Origin of the sequence: Nonomuraea sp. 3N208, from assembly GCF_052245935.1 — a bacterium.
Classification (GTDB): Bacteria; Actinomycetota; Actinomycetes; order Streptosporangiales; family Streptosporangiaceae; genus Nonomuraea.
The window spans coordinates 297,147-311,620 of sequence record NZ_JBQQBR010000001.1 but is presented as its reverse complement, the minus strand read 5'-3'; the positions used below and the strand labels follow the sequence as shown (position 1 = coordinate 311,620).

Below are 14,474 nucleotides of genomic sequence, written 5' to 3'. Positions count from 1 at the left end.
CCTGTCCTGAGGTGCGATAAATGTCCCGACCGACACCGCTACGAGACGTTCACGAGAGCCTCGGCGCTACGCTCACCGACTTCGCGGGGTGGCTCATGCCCCTCCGGTACGGCAGCGAGTCCGCGGAGCACAACGCCGTCCGGCAGGCGGCCGGGCTGTTCGACCTCTCGCACATGGGCGAGATCTTCCTGACGGGCCCGCAGGCCGGTCAGGCCCTGGACTATGCGCTGGTCGGACACCTGTCGGCGCTGGCGCCCGGGCGGGCCAGGTACACCATGATCGTGAACGAGCGCGGCGGAGTGCTCGACGACCTCATCGTCTACCGGCTCGGGGACGAGGAGTTCATGGTCGTGGCAAACGCCTCGAACTACGAAAAAGTCGGAAATGAGCTGAAAGAGCGCGCGAAGGCGTACAACGCCGTCGTGGACGACCGCTCGGACCAGTACGCGCTCATCGCCGTCCAGGGCCCGCGTTCCCACGAGATCCTCGCCACGCTCACCGATGCCGACCTCGAGGGCCTCAAGTACTACGCGGGCCTGCCCGCGCTCGTGGACGGCCGGCAAGCGCTGATCGCCCGTACCGGCTACACCGGCGAGGACGGGTTCGAGCTTTTCGTGGCCAACCAGGACGCGGTGCCGCTCTGGCACGCGCTCATGAAGGCGGGCGAGCCGCACGGGCTCAAGCCCGCCGGCCTGTCCAGCCGCGACACGCTCCGCCTCGAGGCGGGCATGCCGCTGTACGGCAACGAGCTCAACGCCGAGCTCACCCCGTTCGACGCGGGGCTGGGCAGAGTGGTGAAATTCGACAAGCCCGGCGACTTCGTCGGCAGGTCGGCGCTGGAGGCGGTCAAGGACGACACGCCGCGGCGCAGACTCGTCGGCCTGGTCGCGCGGGGCCGCCGGGTGCCGCGCCACGGCTACCCGGTCACCAAAGACGGCGCCGTCGTCGGCGAGGTCACCAGCGGTGCGCCTTCCCAGACTTTGGGCAAGCCCATTGCGATGGCCTACGTCGACGCCGACGTCGAAGAAGGCCTGGCTGTGGACATCCGGGGCAGCCAAGAACCTATGGACCTGGTAGAGCTGCCCTTTTACAGGAGGAAGAAGTGAGCAACATCCCTGACGAGCTGAGCTACACCAAGGAGCACGAGTGGGTGGCTGGGCTCGATGACGGGCTGATCGTGACCGTCGGCATCACGGCCTACGCCGCCGAGGCCCTCGGTGACGTGGTCTACGTGCAGCTCCCCGATGTCGGTTCGACCGTCGAGGGCGGCGACTCCGTCGGCGAGGTGGAGTCGACCAAGTCTGTGAGCGAGATCTACACGCCCGTCGCCGGCGAGATCGTCGAGATCAACCAGGCCGTCGTGGACGACCCGTCGGTCGTCAACAGCGACCCGTACGGCGAGGGCTGGATGTTCCGCGTCCGCACGGAAGGCGACGCGGAGGACCTGCTGTCCGCCGAGGAGTACACCGCGCTCACCTCAGGCGAGTCCTGACCCACTTCGCCGGGGCCCTGGCCAATGCCGGGCCCCGGCCTTGTATGAAAGGCGCCCATCAATGGCGATCAGCGTCTTCGACCTCTTCAAGATCGGCATCGGCCCCTCCAGCTCGCACACGGGCGGACCGATGGCCGCCGCCCACAAGTTCGCCCGCGGCCTGCACGAGGACGGCCTGCTGCCGCGCGTGGCGCGCGTCGAGGCCATCCTGTACGGCTCGCTCGGCCTGACCGGCAAGGGCCACGGCAGCGACAAGGCCGTCCTGCTGGGCCTGTCGGGCGAGAAGCCCGAGCTCGTGGACGTGGACACGATCGACGACCGCCTGGCCGCGATGCGCGCCTCGGGCACCGTCAACCTCTACGGCACCCACGAGATCCCCTTCGTCGTCGGCCAGGACCTCATCTTCGAACGCAAGATCTCCCTCCCCGAGCACCCGAACGGCATGCGCTTCACCGCGTACTCCGCCTCCGGCGAGAAGCTGCGTGAGAAGGTCTACTTCTCGGTCGGCGGCGGCTTCGTCGTGGATGAGAAGGCCACCGGCGCCGACCGCATCAAGCCGGACGACACCGTCCTGCCCTACCCCTTCACCACGGGGGAAGAGCTACTCAAGCACTGCTCGAACACGGGCCTGTCGATCTCCGCCCTGATGCTGGAGAACGAGAAGGCCTTCGGCCGCACCGAGGAGGAGATCCGCGCCGGGATCCTCAACCTCTGGCAGGTCATGTCGGACTGCGTCCGCCGCGGCATCGCCAAGGAAGGCGTTCTACCAGGCGGCCTCAAGGTCAAGCGCCGCGCCAACCAGCTCTACCGCCGCCTGCAGACCGAGCCTCCGGAGAAGGACCCGCTCCAGGCCATGGACTGGGTGACACTCTTCGCCCTGGCGGTCAACGAAGAAAACGCCGCCGGCGGCCGCATCGTCACCGCCCCCACCAACGGCGCCGCCGGCATCATCCCGGCCGTCCTGACCTACTACACCCGCTTCGTCCCCCACGCCGACGACGACGGCGTAGTCCGCTTCCTGCTCACCGCCGCCGCCATCGGCGTCCTCTTCAAAGAGAACGCCTCGATCTCGGGAGCCGAGGTCGGCTGCCAGGGCGAGGTCGGCTCGGCCTGCTCCATGGCCTCCGCCGCCCTCACGGAGGTCATGGGCGGGACGCCGGAACAGGTGGAGAACGCCGCCGAGATCGGCATCGAACACAACCTGGGCCTGACCTGCGACCCGATCGGCGGCCTGGTGCAGATCCCCTGTATCGAACGCAACGCGGTCGCCTCCAACAAGGCGATCACGGCGGCGAGAATCGCCTTGCGCGGCGACGGGAAGCACTATGTGGCCCTCGACAAGGCCATCAAGACGATGAGGGACACCGGCCGGGACATGCTGGACAAGTACAAGGAGACGTCGCGAGGCGGCCTAGCCGTCAATGTCATCGAGTGCTGACCTGACCGATGGCACCCCGGCTAAGCGGTGGCCACCTCACATGGCCGGGTGATGAGGGCGCGGTGCCACCCGAACCGGGCGGCAAGTTGCCGCCCGGTCAGCCATGCATCCAGTCGTAGGCTGCCTCATACCACAGTGCAAAGCGTCAGGCACCAACCCCCCAGGGGCGGTCCTCCCATAGGTCCGCGGCGAACACTGCGTGGGCGATCTGGCGGGGATCGAGCCGGACGACCACCTCGCCGCCCTCGGACTCTGCGAGGTCAGCGGCAGCCAGCCCTATCAAGGCGAACTCACCCGCCAGCGACCTCATGAGCCACTTCTCGAAATCCTCGGCCTGCAGCTCTTCGACCTCATCCCGAAGCCACGCTGCGCGAGCCCTGCCGATCAACTCCGCAGGAAGGCGAACCGTCACGGGCTGCAGCTGCTCGCTCAGCCGGCGACCTATCTCCGCCAGGTGGCGGCTGTCCGTCCGGAATCGCTCCTCTGCCGTGGACCCGTCCATGCGGACCTCTCTACTTCTTGAAGCGGTTGTCTGTGAGCAGCTTACGCACTGTGGTGTCCTTCGATGCCTTCGCCGCCTTTAACGCCTCCTCAACGGTCATCTCCAGGTACTCGCTCGGCATAACCGATTTGATGCTTCCCTTCCGGAAAGTCGCGATGAAATTCGACACCGTCATCGTGCGATTCTGAACGATGTCGCTATCAGCGTTGAGCGAGTTCTTCGCGGCGAATCGCTCATCGGCCCGCTTGGCAGCAGCGGCCGCCGCAGCCGCCGCCTCGTCGGCGTCTTCGGCGTTGGGCGGGCAGTTGTGGACGAGAAGGTCCGTCTCGGCGGCCGCAACATAATACGTGCGAACATTCTCAACGGTTAAGTTGTGGACGCGCCGGTTCTCGTTGCGGAACGAACTGACGGCGATTACGGTTACGGCATCCCCGGTGACATCCCGCAGTTTCATGCCCTTGTGAAGGTTCGCGGCGCTGACCCAGTCTCCGCGACCGATAACCCAGAAGGGATGCTCCGCAGTCGAGATCACCATTCCGGTTCCCTTGCCCTGATCCCCGTCGGTGTCGACCGTAATGCGCACGAGCTGCTTGTCACCATGGCTCGTGATGGTTGCCAGAACGGTTTCGGGCGTCGTCCTTCCCGTGACGGGATCAGTCGCCCGGACCTTGTCGCCGACCTTGAGGTCTTCGATACGTTTGTGTGTTCCGTTGGCCATCAGGACGAGCGTGCCGGGGACAAAACTGCTGCACTTCTTGAAAAGCTTGCCGAGTCTCTTGAAGGCTTCCTTGATTCCCTTGGCGCCGACCTTGACGCCATTCTTGGCGGTCCCAGCAGCACCTCCGGTGGCCATCATCATGCAGGCGGTGATGCTGTTCATGTTTACGCAATCGTAGGAATCCTCCAGCAGGAGCTTGGCCGCCCAGTGCATGTCGCGCCAGTAGTCGGGGATCTTGCCCGTGTTGGAGATGGGAATGCCAGCCAGATACGCCAGGGTGGCGCATGCGCGGGTGTTCAGCTTTCCGGTCAGCGCCCCTGCCAGCATCGCGGAGCCGAGGCACTCCGACTGGAACTGCTGAAGGTAGTGCATGCGCTGGAGCACAAGCTTGGCACGTCGCTTTCCTTCGGCTACCTGGGCCTTGAAGTTCTTGCACGTCTTTGAATTCGGCTTGGCGCATGCTTTGGCCTGCTTGCACTGGACGGTGAAACGTTCACCGCCGGTGCACCCGTGATCAGGAATCAGTCCTTCAGGATCGGACAGACCGATCGGATTGTTGCCGGCGTAGCTGTACGGGTTGATCCACTGCGGTTTGCCGACGGCGAGGAGCGGGTCGGTGGAGACGAATTTGGCGATGGATGGGTCGTAGTAGCGGGCGCCGAGATAGATGAGGCCGGTGGAGGTGTCTTCGGTCTTGCCGAGGAAGCCTCGGTCTGTGAAGGGCAGGTCGTCCTCGCCGCGGCGCTGGCCGTAGGGAAGGTAGCGATCACGGCTTATGGTGCCGGAGGTGTCGTGGATGGCAACCTGCGTGGAGCCGTGCAGGCCGGAGCCGAGCCAAGTGATTCCGGACGCGTTGCGGAGGGCGATAGTGGCGCGGTCCGCGCTGGTGTAGTAGCGAGTGGCGCTGGCCTGACCGCTGGAGGCCTTGATCTCCATGGAGCCGAGGTACAGGGTGGTGGTCCCGTCGGGGTCGCGGCGGAGGAGGCGTTCGCCTGCCGCGTCGTACATCATGGAGGTCTCTTGCCCGTCGATGATGGCCTTGTCCAGCTGGCCTAGCGGGTTCCACGTGAACGTGGACTGCTTGCCGGCCACGGTCCGGGCGGTGAGCTGTCCTGCGTTGTCGTAGCCGTAGGTGTCGGTGCCGGTGGGCCTGCTGATGGAGGTGACGGCGTTGGGCCGCACCGCCGATGCGCCGGGTGCGGGGTAGGCGTAGGTACCGGTGACGCCGTTATCGGTGAGGGTCTTGATGTTGCCGACCGCGTCGTAGGTGTAGGTCTGGTTGTACGGGTCGGCGCCGCCGGTGTTCGTCCCCGCCGTGCAGGTGGAGGCGGTGGTGGTGAAGGCGGCTGCCAGCCGGTCGAGACCGTCGTAGCTGAAGCACTCGGACTGGCCGGGGGTGCTGCCGGGGACGGCGGACGCGGCGTCGAGGATCCGGGTGATCTGGCCTGCGGCATCGTAGGTGAGCTGGTCATCCTGGGCGGTTTGCGGGGTGTCGGTGTCGGCCTTCGCGGTGGTGGCCGCCACGACTGATCAAGGAAACCTTGAGAACCTTACAGAACTCCAGGTTTCCGCATAGTGTGAAGGCATGGATACCGTTCCGCTCCAGGAGGCCCGAGAGAGGCTCGGCGTTCTCGTCGCACAGGCCCACCATGCGCATCACCCGGTGACGATCACGCGTCATGGCCGTCCGGAGGCCGTACTGGTTTCGGCGTCAGATTACGCCGCACTCAAGGAGAAGCTGCAGCGACTCCAAGATGAGGAGGACCGACGGGTTATCCGGCAGGGTATTGCGCGGATCGAGCGCGGCGAGCCCGACCCCGAAGGTACGGTCGTCATCACCGCCGACTCACGCGAAGAGCTGGAAGCCAAGCTGGCCGAATCGCTAGGACTGCATGAGGAGTAACCCTGCGCGCCGTCATCTGGGAGCCCCCACCCACGAGGTCGCACAACAGCTTCCCGCGCAAGTCCGTCGCTTGCTGTTGAGCCTGGTGGCCGACCTGGCCACCGGTCCGATACCGCCCAAAGACGCGCTGCCAGACGCCCACATCCCTGAGGCATACGAGATTCACACCTCGGCCCTGACGGTGAAGTTTACGATCTACGACGACGAGGTACGTCTTCTCGTCATTCGCCTGAACAGTTGAACTGCGGCGCACACGCGGGCGCACCACCGTGGGCGCCTCGTCGGGCAATCGTGTACTGACGTCGCGATTTGGACCTGTTTGCGCAGTTGCGGCGGGTGGTTCAAGCGGCGAATCTTCCCGACTTCGCCTCCTGTGAGTGACGACTCCTCTACGATCGGTCATCGAGGATGACAGGAGGCAAGCCGTGTTCCGCGAGCGCAAGCCGAGTGTCCGGCGGGTCCTTCCAGAGGGGCAGTACAACCCAGAGGTCGGGGAGGGAGTGCGGTGGCTCGACTACGAACGGGCCGCCGAGATGGACGCCGCGTCCATGCCCGAGGGCGGGGCTTTCCAGGGCGCGACCACCTTAGAGCCTTGCGACGTGCCGGAGCCGGTGGACGTGCCTCGCGCGGATCGGCCTGGCGATGCGCCGCCCCTTGTCGACCTGGGTCCGGCGCCCCTGGGTGAATGCCGTGTGTTGCCCGACGCTGAGTCCGGCAAGGCGCCTGCGGCCGACTCCCGAGCCACACCACCTCCGGCCGACTCGCCCGCTGCGCCTCCGGCCAACTCTGGAGGCACCCATCCGGGCAACTCGCGAGCCATGTCTCTGGCCGGATCCCAGGCCGTGCCTCCCTCTGCCTGGTCCCTCACTACGCCTCCGGCCAGCCCGTGTGCGGCGCTCCCTGGTGAATCCCGTGCGATGCCGTTGAGCAGCGGTGACGGCGTCGTCGCGACCTCCGGTCGGCGGTTCGACATTCTGGACGCGCCTGCCGAGCGGATCGTGGACGGCGACTGGTTCGAGCGGCCGCACCGGCCGCCCAGACTTGCGGAGAGCCGCCCGTACGGTGTGCGGGGTGGGCTCGCACACCCGGATCCGCAGGTCGAGCGGGACCTGATCGAGGCGCTGCCGCTGGGCACCCGCTTCCCCGACCCTCGGGGCACCTGGATCCGGCTCATCAACGGCGGCGGGCCGGCCGATGACCCGTTCCGGGCCTCCAACGCGGCCGACTGCGCGCTGGCCGTTCTGTCCACCTGGCACGGTGAGCCCGCCACGGCAGCCCCCAGGTTGCCCGAGTACGACAGGATCGGACGCCCGCTGCTCACCGGTGAGCACGACAGCCGGGCCAGGATCGAGCGGTGGGTGGGGCAGCGGCTGGAGTATGCGGGGCAGGGGCGGCACGCGTACCCGATGATCGCGCGGCGGATGCTCGAGGCTGGACATGGGGCCTGCGCCGTCATCGTGGTGCGCTGGCCGGGAGGCGGCACCCACGCCTGGAACGCGGTCAACGCCGACGGCGAGGTGATCTGGATCGACGCGCAGCGGGGACACATGTCCGTCGAGCCGCCGTACACGACCGTGACCGGGGTGTTCTGCGTGATACTCGACCGGCAGGGGCGGCCGCGTTGAACCTGGATCAGGCTCGAGCGCTGGCCGAGGAGTACTTCAACGGGGTACGGCCGCTGGACGAAGCGCTGCCTGTGGGGATTTTCGGGTTCCATGAGGGATATGTCGCCTGGGTGCGGGAGCTTGATCCCGACGATCCCGGCGGGTTGCCGGAGACGGTCGGCGGCGGGTGCATCGTGATCGACCGCGCCACGGGTGAGGTGGTGGCCCGGCCGCTGCTCGACCCGGAGACGGTCGCCGAGTTGTGGCCCGGCCCCATGCCCCGATGACGCTGCGGTGGAAGGAAAGGGCCGGGCGCCGCCCCCATGACACGCCCGACCCTTTGCGTGCGGGCTGCCGGGAACGAGATACCGGGGCAACCCGCACTGCGTGTTCCCTCTATCCGCGTTTTTCGGATTTATTCGCGTTAGGGGCTCTTCGTCCGATCAGCCGGTGGCGAGCGCGCCGACGATCGAGGCCCGGGCCGCACGGCGGGCCGGGAGCACAGCGGCCACCACACCCGCCGCCCCCGACAACACCACGAACAGCGCGATCTGCGGCACGGGCACCGACAACACGGCCCCGTCCAGCATCGCCATCACGGCGGCCCATCCGAACACGCCACCCAGCACGACCCCGACCAACGCCCCGATCAGCCCCAGCACCAGCGCCTCGATGAACAACATCCGGCGCAGCTGCGGCCGGGTCAGCCCGAGCGCCCGCAGCAGCGCGGACTCCCTGGTGCGTTCATGGACCGACAACGACAGGGTGTTCGCGATCCCCAGCAACGAGATCAGGATCGCCAGCCCCAGCAAGCCGGTAACGATCATGAGCAGCATGTCCAGCGTCTCTTCGAACTGGCCGCGTATCTCGGTCGAGCTCGCCAACTGGACGGTCGGGTGGGCGGCGACGGCCGCCTCCACCACCGCGCGCGCCCGCTCGGCCGGTACGCCGTCGCGGATGTTGATCATCACACTGGAGTCAGGCAGCCGGTCGAAGTACGTGTCGAACGGCTGCTCGGGAACGGTGAGGGCGGGCAGCGTGGAGTTCTCGCCCTTCAACACGGCGACCACGCGCAACGGCACGGTCCCCGCCAGGTCGGTCCTGGCACGTACGGTGCCGCCGACCGTCACGCCCAGTTCCTCGGCCGCGTAGTCGAGCAGCGCCACCTCACCGGTGGACATCCCGGTCGTGGACCCGGCGACGACCTCGGGGGTGACGGTCCCGTGGTAGGTGCCGATGTCGTAGCGCCGGTCCCCCACCTTGGCCGGAGTCCTGCGGACCTGCAGCACGGAGGCCAGCTCCGGCTTGGCGCGCAGCTTCTCCGCCACCGACCGGGGCACACCGGCCTCGCGCCCCTGAGTGCCCAGCATGTAGTCGACGGGGAACTGCTCGTCGAGCTTGCTCCACACGGTCACCCGCGTGGAGGCGCTGAGCACCGAGAGCAGCGTCATGAGCGTCACGCCAATGGTCAGCGCGACGGTCGTGGTGGCGGCCCGCGAGGGGTTGCGCGCGGAATTGTCCAGCGCCAGCCGCCCCGGCACGCCGAACAACCGGGCCGGGATCCAGCCCACCGCCGCGCTCAGCGGCTTGACCAGCACCGGCCCGAGGATCAGCATGGCCAGGAAGGTCAGAGCGCCGCCGGCCATCACGACGAACAGGGTGGGCGGCACGCCGGGCGGCATCCCCCACACACCGAAGCCGGTCGTCCCCATCCCGGCCAGCAGGAACAGCGCCGCGAAGAGCCAGCGCAGCACCCCGGTACGGTACGTCTGCTCCTCCACCTGCGTGCGCAGGGCCGCGACGGGCGGGACCCGGGTGGCCGACCGGGCAGGCAGGAGCGCCGCGCACACCGTGACCACCAGACCGACGGCCAGGCCGATGGCGATCGTGGCCGGCGCCAGCGTGACGGCCGCGTCGGTGGGCAGCTGGACGTCGAACGTGCCGAGGACCCCGAGCGCCAGCGCGGCCAGGCCGTACCCGATGACCAGGCCGAACGTGGAGGCGATCAGGCCGACCGCCACCGACTCCAGCACGATCGAGCCGAACACCTGTCCTCGAGTGGCCCCGATGCACCGCAGCAACGCCATCTCCCTGGTCCGCTGCGCGACGAGGATGCCGAAGGTGTTGTAGATGACGAGCGCGGCCACGATCATCGCCACGGCGCCGAACATCAGCAGCCCCACGGTCAGCGTCCGCATCTCGAACCCGGCCGCCTTGGCCAGGTCGGCGGCCAGCTCATCGCCGGTCTTGACCACGGCGGCGCCGCCGGCGGCCGCCGCCACGGCCTGCTTCAGCCCGGCGGCCGCGCCCGCAACATCGATCTCGCGGTACCCCTTCGCGCCGGTCATCCGCTGCGCGGTGGCAATGGTGAAGCCGACGACGCCGGTGTACGCGAGCTCCTGGTCCACGCCGGGATCGAGCAGACCGACCAGCTTGAACCGGTGCTCGTTCTGCGAGCCGTCGAGCACGGTGATCGTGTCGCCGATCTGGAGTTTCTGGGCCTTGGCGGTGTTCTCGTCGAGCACGGCGGCCTGGTCGTCGGTGCCCGGACCCGAGCCGGAGACGATCGCGGTGCGATCCAGCGGTCCACGCACGATCGAGACGGCCGTGGTGGGGACGCTTCCCACGACCTTGCCGTTCTGGCCGAGCAGCGGCGCGGGCTCCCGGATCAGGCCCTGCGCCTCGGTCACGCCCTCGACGGCGCGGATCCGTTCCAAGATCTTCTCGGACAGGACGCCGCCGGGGTTCTTCGGCAGCACGGCCAGGTCGACCTTGTCGGCGTCGGCTGTGACCCGCTGGGAGAATCCCGCCTGGATGGTGTCGTTCAGCACGAATGTGCCCGCGATGAACCCCACCCCCAGCATGATCGCCAGCGAGGTGAGCAGCAGCCGGAGCCGGTGCGCGAGCAGCCCGGCCAGTGCCGTCTTCAGCACCTCACGCCTCCAGCTTCACGAGCGTGTCCAGCACGGCCTGCGGCGTCGGCGCGCTGATCTCGGTGACCAGCTCGCCGTCACGCAGGAAGACCACGCGGTCGGCGTACGCGGCCGCGACCGGGTCGTGCGTGACCATGACGATGGTCTGGCTCAGCTCACGAACGGACGTCCGCAGGAAGGACAGGATCTCGGCCCCGCTGCGCGAGTCCAGATTGCCCGTCGGCTCGTCGGCGAAGATCACCTGAGGTTTGCTGATCAGCGCTCTGGCCACGGCCACGCGCTGCTGCTGGCCGCCGGACAACTCGGTCGGCCGGTGCGCCAGCCGGTCATGCAGTCCGACCGTCTCGATCACCCGGTCGAACAGCGCCTGGTCGGCCTGGCGGGCGGAGATGTCGAGCGGCAGGCGGATGTTCTGCTCGGCGGTCAGCGTGGGCAGCAGGTTGAACGCCTGGAAGACGAAGCCGATCCGCTCGCGGCGCAGCAGCGTGAGCTGCCGGTCGGTCAGCCCGGTCAGCTCCACGTCGCCGATGTGCACGGTGCCGGAGGTGGCGGCGTCGAGCCCGGCCAGGCAGTGCATCAGCGTGGACTTGCCCGAGCCCGACGGGCCCATGATCGCCGTGAACGCCCCGGTCGCGAAAGTCACGTTCACCCCCCTCAGGGCGTGCACCTCGGCGTCGCCGTGGCCGAACACCTTGGTCAGATTCGTGGCCATCACGGCAGGCGGGGCCTGGGTGAGCGTCACATTCACTCCTTGTCGCGGACCAGAACAACGCGAACCACGCTAGGAGCGGAAACTCCTCGATCTATGGGCCCTGAGGAGGGACTTGCCGTAGCACTCCAGATGACCCGGGTCAGACTTTCGGTCGATGGGACGGCACGATCAGGCCGGTCTCGTACGCGTACACCACCACCTGCGCCCGGTCCCGCAACCCCAGTTTGGCCAGCACCCGCCCCAGATGCGTCTTCACCGTCGCCTCCGCGACCTCCAGGCCGTTCGCGATCTCCATGTTGGACAGGCCGCGCGCCACCATGAGCAGGACCTCCCGCTCACGGGGCGTGAGGTCGGCCGTCCTGACCGGCTCCCCCGACGGCAGCTGCGCGGCGAACTGGTCCAGCATGCGCCGCAAGGTAGGAGGCGCCACCACGGCGTCGCCCGCGTGCACATGCCTGATGGCGCTGACCAGATCGTCCGGCGGCACGTCCTTCAGCAGGAAGCCGGCCGCGCCTGCCTTGACCGCTGCGAACGCGTACTCGTCCAGGTCGAACGTGGTCAGGATCAGCACCTTCGGCCCGTCGATCCGGCTGGTGGCCTCGACGCCGTCCATGTTGGGCATGCGCACGTCCATGAGCACGACGTCCACCTCGGTGGTCTTCAGCAGCTCCAGGGCCGCCGCCCCGTCGCCGGCCTCGGCCACCACCTCGATGTCCGGCTGTGCTCCAAGCACCATCCTGAAGCCGGCGCGCAACAGCTCCTGGTCGTCGACCAGCATCACGCGTATCACCAGGCCGCCTCCTCCTACGCCGCTTTGACCATGGGCAACCTGGCCAGCACCTCGAAGCCGCCGCCAGAGCGCGGGCCCGCCGACACCGCGCCGCCGTACATGCCGGCCCGTTCGCGCATGCCGATCAGCCCGTGGCCGTCGGAGCTCGGCGGGGCGGCGGCTCCCCTTCCGTCGTCGGTCACCCGGACGACCAGGTCGGGGGCGCCGTACTCGATCTCCACGACCGCCTGGGCGCCCGGGCCGCCGTGTTTGAGCGCGTTCGTGAGGGCTTCCTGGACGATGCGGTAGATCGCGAGCTGCTGGCCCTCGGGCAGCTCTCTGGGCACACCGGTGACCCGCAGCCTGGCGGGCACGGCCGAGCCGCGTATCAGCTCCTCCAGCTGGGCCAGTCCCGGCTGCGGGGTGTAGTCGGTGCCGCCGTGCTCGTTCTCGCGCAGCACGCCGACCAGTCTGCGCATCTCCGCGAGCGCCGCCCGGCCGGTTTTGGAGATGGTCCTGACCGCCTGGCGGGCCTGCTCGGGGTCGCTGTCCAGGGCGAAGCCCGCGCCGTCGGCCTGCACCACCATGACGCTGACGTTGTGGGCCACGACGTCGTGCAACTCCCTGGCGATCCTGGCGCGCTCGGCCGCGGCGGCCATCCTGGCCTGCTGGTCCCGCTCGCGTTCGGCCCGCTCGGCGCGTTCCTCCAGGCCCTCCAGGTAACGGCGGCGCGTGTTGGCGTACAGGCCGGTCAGCCAGATCGTGACCACGAAGATCGAACCGCTGAAGAACATCCCGAACGTGGGCGTGTCCCAGCTGACCAGCGCCATGAACATCCCTAGCTCCGCCACCAAGCCGGCGGCCAGCGCCCAGCGGAACGAGCACCGGTAGGCCACCGCCCACAGCGCCACCAGCACAGAGAGGTTGGCCGGCAGCAGGTCGATGTCCGCCAGCCACTGGCCGAAGCAGACCAGCGAGATGGCCGCGAACGCGGCGAGCGGCCGGCCCGGCCACAGCAGCGGCGCCAGCAGCAGCGCCGACAACCCCACGTAGCCCACCACGCCGGGATAGTGGAGGCCGCCCAGCGACGCACTGGTCACGAACGGCACTGCGAGGATCGCGCACAGCGCGGCGAGAGGCGCGACCCGGAGGGCGCCTGCCAGCTTCTCATGGCGCCTGGACCACGCCCGTACCCTGCCGAACACATCCTCACGATATGTAAGCCGAGTCCGCCATTGGTCCACCTCCAGGCTGAAGTGCGAGTACGACCCAGGTCGCACACCAGCGAAGGTCTTACGCGGGTCTTACGGCGGTTTGGGCATTCTCTATACCGGGAGCGCCCCTCCAGCGGGCGAGTAAAGGGAGATCGTGATGGCGGATCATGATCGCGACGCCGGGTCGCGCGGTGAAGAGGAAGCACCGCGCGACCCCGCCCGGGAGGAGCCTGCGGCCCCCTCGAACGAGCGCGACACGGACGTGTACCCCGACCAGTCCAACATGAAGTACGGAGAGATCCCCCCGGGCCCCGACCCCCACGCGGGCCAGGACCATACCTCGGCCGCGCACACCATGCCTGGCTCGGACTCCTCCTACCGGCGTACCGACACCTCTTTCCGCGATTTCATCCGGCAGAAGCCGGCCCAGATCGCCGGTGCCGGCCTCATCGGCCTGGTCGTGGGTGCCCTGTTCGGCGGCACCGCAGTGGCGGTGGTGAGCAATCTGGGCGACCGTCACGACCGTCATGGCGTGTACATGCAATATCCCGACTGGGGACCGAGACGCCTCGTGATCCCGGATCGGCTCACTGAGCTCTGCCAGGACACTGGGGACGACATCATCTGCGAGGCGCCGTTCGACCAGAGGATCCGGCCCGATACCGAGCCGACTAGTACTGGTTAGTCCGGCTAAATAACCATTTCACGAAATACGGACAGCTCGAAGCACAGGTCATTCGGAAAATTGTTGGTCGGCTTCCAACGCTGCATCCATGCGGAACGCCGATCTCACCACGGAAGAGCTGGCCCGAGTCGCGAGTCAGGCCAGGTCGATGGCGGAGCTCCTGTCGCTGCCCGGCCTCGATACCAGTCATTTCCGGCGCGTATCTCATTGCAAGCGGTGGGCGCATTCACATGCCAGCCTCCGCATCAAGGCTCCCTGCCTCGATATCTCGGAATCGGTGACATATGGCAAGGTGCGCCGCTGACGCTAAAGGTCGACCATATCAACGGCAATCCGCTCGACAACCGCCAGGAACAGAGGCCGCCGAAGTGCGTAGAGGTGCGGGCGGGGGGACTCGAACCCCCACGGTGTCTCCACCAACAAGACCTAAACCTGCCGCGTATGCCATTTCGCCACGCCCGCGCCGTCCCGCCCAAAGCAGGCCTCACATAGTTTAGCGCTCCA

General features: G+C 67.9%; 14 protein-coding genes and 1 tRNA gene. 8 read left to right on the top strand and 7 right to left on the bottom strand.

Features of this window, described 5'->3' with window-relative positions; all coding sequences use genetic code 11:
• Positions 1–20: 20 nt before the first annotated feature.
• The 3 genes from gcvT to ACTWPT_RS01470 all read left to right on the top strand — a co-directional run bounded on the left by gcvT (position 21) and on the right by ACTWPT_RS01470 (position 2,930).
• A complete protein-coding gene (gcvT, locus tag ACTWPT_RS01480; RefSeq protein WP_443175370.1) occupies positions 21–1,106 on the top strand; it encodes a glycine cleavage system aminomethyltransferase GcvT in 1,086 nt (361 codons plus the stop codon).
• Positions 1,103–1,492: a glycine cleavage system protein GcvH gene (gcvH, locus tag ACTWPT_RS01475; protein ID WP_443175369.1), complete on the top strand. Its 390-nt coding sequence runs from the start codon at positions 1,103–1,105 to the stop codon at positions 1,490–1,492. The genes gcvT and gcvH overlap by 4 nt, the downstream gene beginning before the upstream one ends.
• Before the next feature lie 61 nt (positions 1,493–1,553).
• The gene (locus tag ACTWPT_RS01470; RefSeq protein WP_443175368.1) at positions 1,554–2,930 is read left to right on the top strand and encodes an L-serine ammonia-lyase; all 1,377 of its coding nucleotides are present in this window, start codon (positions 1,554–1,556) and stop codon (positions 2,928–2,930) included.
• Between the two features lie 145 nt (positions 2,931–3,075).
• On the opposite strand, the gene ACTWPT_RS01465 is transcribed toward ACTWPT_RS01470, so the two are convergent.
• Positions 3,076–3,432, bottom strand: a complete 357-nt coding sequence (locus ACTWPT_RS01465) for a hypothetical protein (RefSeq protein WP_443175367.1) — start codon at positions 3,430–3,432, stop codon at positions 3,076–3,078.
• Positions 3,433–3,442: 10 nt separating this feature from the next.
• On the bottom strand, positions 3,443–5,674 hold the full coding sequence (locus tag ACTWPT_RS01460) for an RHS repeat-associated core domain-containing protein (protein ID WP_443175366.1): 2,232 nt from the start codon (positions 5,672–5,674) through the stop codon (positions 3,443–3,445).
• 61 nt (positions 5,675–5,735) lie between these two features.
• Here ACTWPT_RS01460 and ACTWPT_RS01455 point away from each other — a divergent pair, with 61 nt between their 5' ends.
• From ACTWPT_RS01455 to ACTWPT_RS01440, 4 genes are all read left to right on the top strand, one after another.
• Complete coding sequence (locus tag ACTWPT_RS01455; protein ID WP_443175365.1) at positions 5,736–6,053, top strand: type II toxin-antitoxin system Phd/YefM family antitoxin; 318 nt, start codon at positions 5,736–5,738, stop codon at positions 6,051–6,053.
• Positions 6,054–6,123: 70 nt separating this feature from the next.
• Positions 6,124–6,294 (top strand): hypothetical protein, encoded by a 171-nt coding sequence (locus ACTWPT_RS01450; protein ID WP_443175364.1) that lies wholly within the window; start codon positions 6,124–6,126, stop codon positions 6,292–6,294.
• Positions 6,295–6,970: 676 nt separating this feature from the next.
• Positions 6,971–7,678 (top strand): toxin glutamine deamidase domain-containing protein, encoded by a 708-nt coding sequence (locus tag ACTWPT_RS01445; protein ID WP_443175363.1) that lies wholly within the window; start codon positions 6,971–6,973, stop codon positions 7,676–7,678.
• A complete protein-coding gene (locus ACTWPT_RS01440; RefSeq protein WP_443175362.1) occupies positions 7,675–7,944 on the top strand; it encodes a hypothetical protein in 270 nt (89 codons plus the stop codon). Before ACTWPT_RS01445 ends, ACTWPT_RS01440 begins: the two co-directional genes overlap by 4 nt.
• A gap of 156 nt (positions 7,945–8,100) precedes the next feature.
• On the opposite strand, the gene ACTWPT_RS01435 is transcribed toward ACTWPT_RS01440, so the two are convergent.
• The 4 genes from ACTWPT_RS01435 to ACTWPT_RS01420 form a co-directional block, all read right to left on the bottom strand.
• Positions 8,101–10,590, bottom strand: a complete 2,490-nt coding sequence (locus ACTWPT_RS01435; protein ID WP_443175361.1) for an ABC transporter permease — start codon at positions 10,588–10,590, stop codon at positions 8,101–8,103.
• A gap of 1 nt (position 10,591) precedes the next feature.
• On the bottom strand, positions 10,592–11,302 hold the full coding sequence (locus ACTWPT_RS01430; RefSeq protein ID WP_443175534.1) for an ABC transporter ATP-binding protein: 711 nt from the start codon (positions 11,300–11,302) through the stop codon (positions 10,592–10,594).
• Between the two features lie 139 nt (positions 11,303–11,441).
• Positions 11,442–12,092, bottom strand: a complete 651-nt coding sequence (locus tag ACTWPT_RS01425; RefSeq protein ID WP_443175360.1) for a response regulator transcription factor — start codon at positions 12,090–12,092, stop codon at positions 11,442–11,444.
• 14 nt (positions 12,093–12,106) lie between these two features.
• Positions 12,107–13,276 carry a sensor histidine kinase gene (locus ACTWPT_RS01420; protein ID WP_443175359.1) on the bottom strand — a complete coding sequence of 390 codons (1,170 nt, stop codon included), beginning with the start codon at positions 13,274–13,276 and terminating at the stop codon, positions 12,107–12,109.
• Positions 13,277–13,442: 166 nt separating this feature from the next.
• Between ACTWPT_RS01420 and ACTWPT_RS01415 the strand changes: the two genes are divergently transcribed.
• Positions 13,443–13,970, top strand: coding sequence for a hypothetical protein (locus tag ACTWPT_RS01415; RefSeq protein WP_443175358.1), 528 nt, complete (start codon positions 13,443–13,445; stop codon positions 13,968–13,970).
• A 379-nt stretch (positions 13,971–14,349) separates the two neighbouring features.
• Here ACTWPT_RS01415 and ACTWPT_RS01410 read toward each other — a convergent pair.
• Positions 14,350–14,432 (bottom strand) — tRNA-Leu (locus ACTWPT_RS01410).
• Between the last annotated feature and the right edge of the window lie 42 nt (positions 14,433–14,474).

Excerpts from the sequence above, each read along its gene's own strand:
- ACTWPT_RS01470 (WP_443175368.1), top strand. The coding sequence starts at position 1,554 with ATGGCGATCAGCGTCTTCGACCTCTTCAAGATCGGCATCGGCCCCTCC.
- ACTWPT_RS01445 (WP_443175363.1), top strand. The coding sequence starts at position 6,971 with ATGCCGTTGAGCAGCGGTGACGGCGTCGTCGCGACCTCCGGTCGGCGG.
- ACTWPT_RS01455 (WP_443175365.1), top strand. The coding sequence starts at position 5,736 with ATGGATACCGTTCCGCTCCAGGAGGCCCGAGAGAGGCTCGGCGTTCTC.
- gcvT (WP_443175370.1), top strand. The coding sequence starts at position 21 with ATGTCCCGACCGACACCGCTACGAGACGTTCACGAGAGCCTCGGCGCT.
- ACTWPT_RS01430 (WP_443175534.1), bottom strand. The coding sequence starts at position 11,302 with ATGGCCACGAATCTGACCAAGGTGTTCGGCCACGGCGACGCCGAGGTG.
- ACTWPT_RS01415 (WP_443175358.1), top strand. The coding sequence starts at position 13,443 with ATGGCGGATCATGATCGCGACGCCGGGTCGCGCGGTGAAGAGGAAGCA.
- ACTWPT_RS01465 (WP_443175367.1), bottom strand. The coding sequence starts at position 3,432 with ATGGACGGGTCCACGGCAGAGGAGCGATTCCGGACGGACAGCCGCCAC.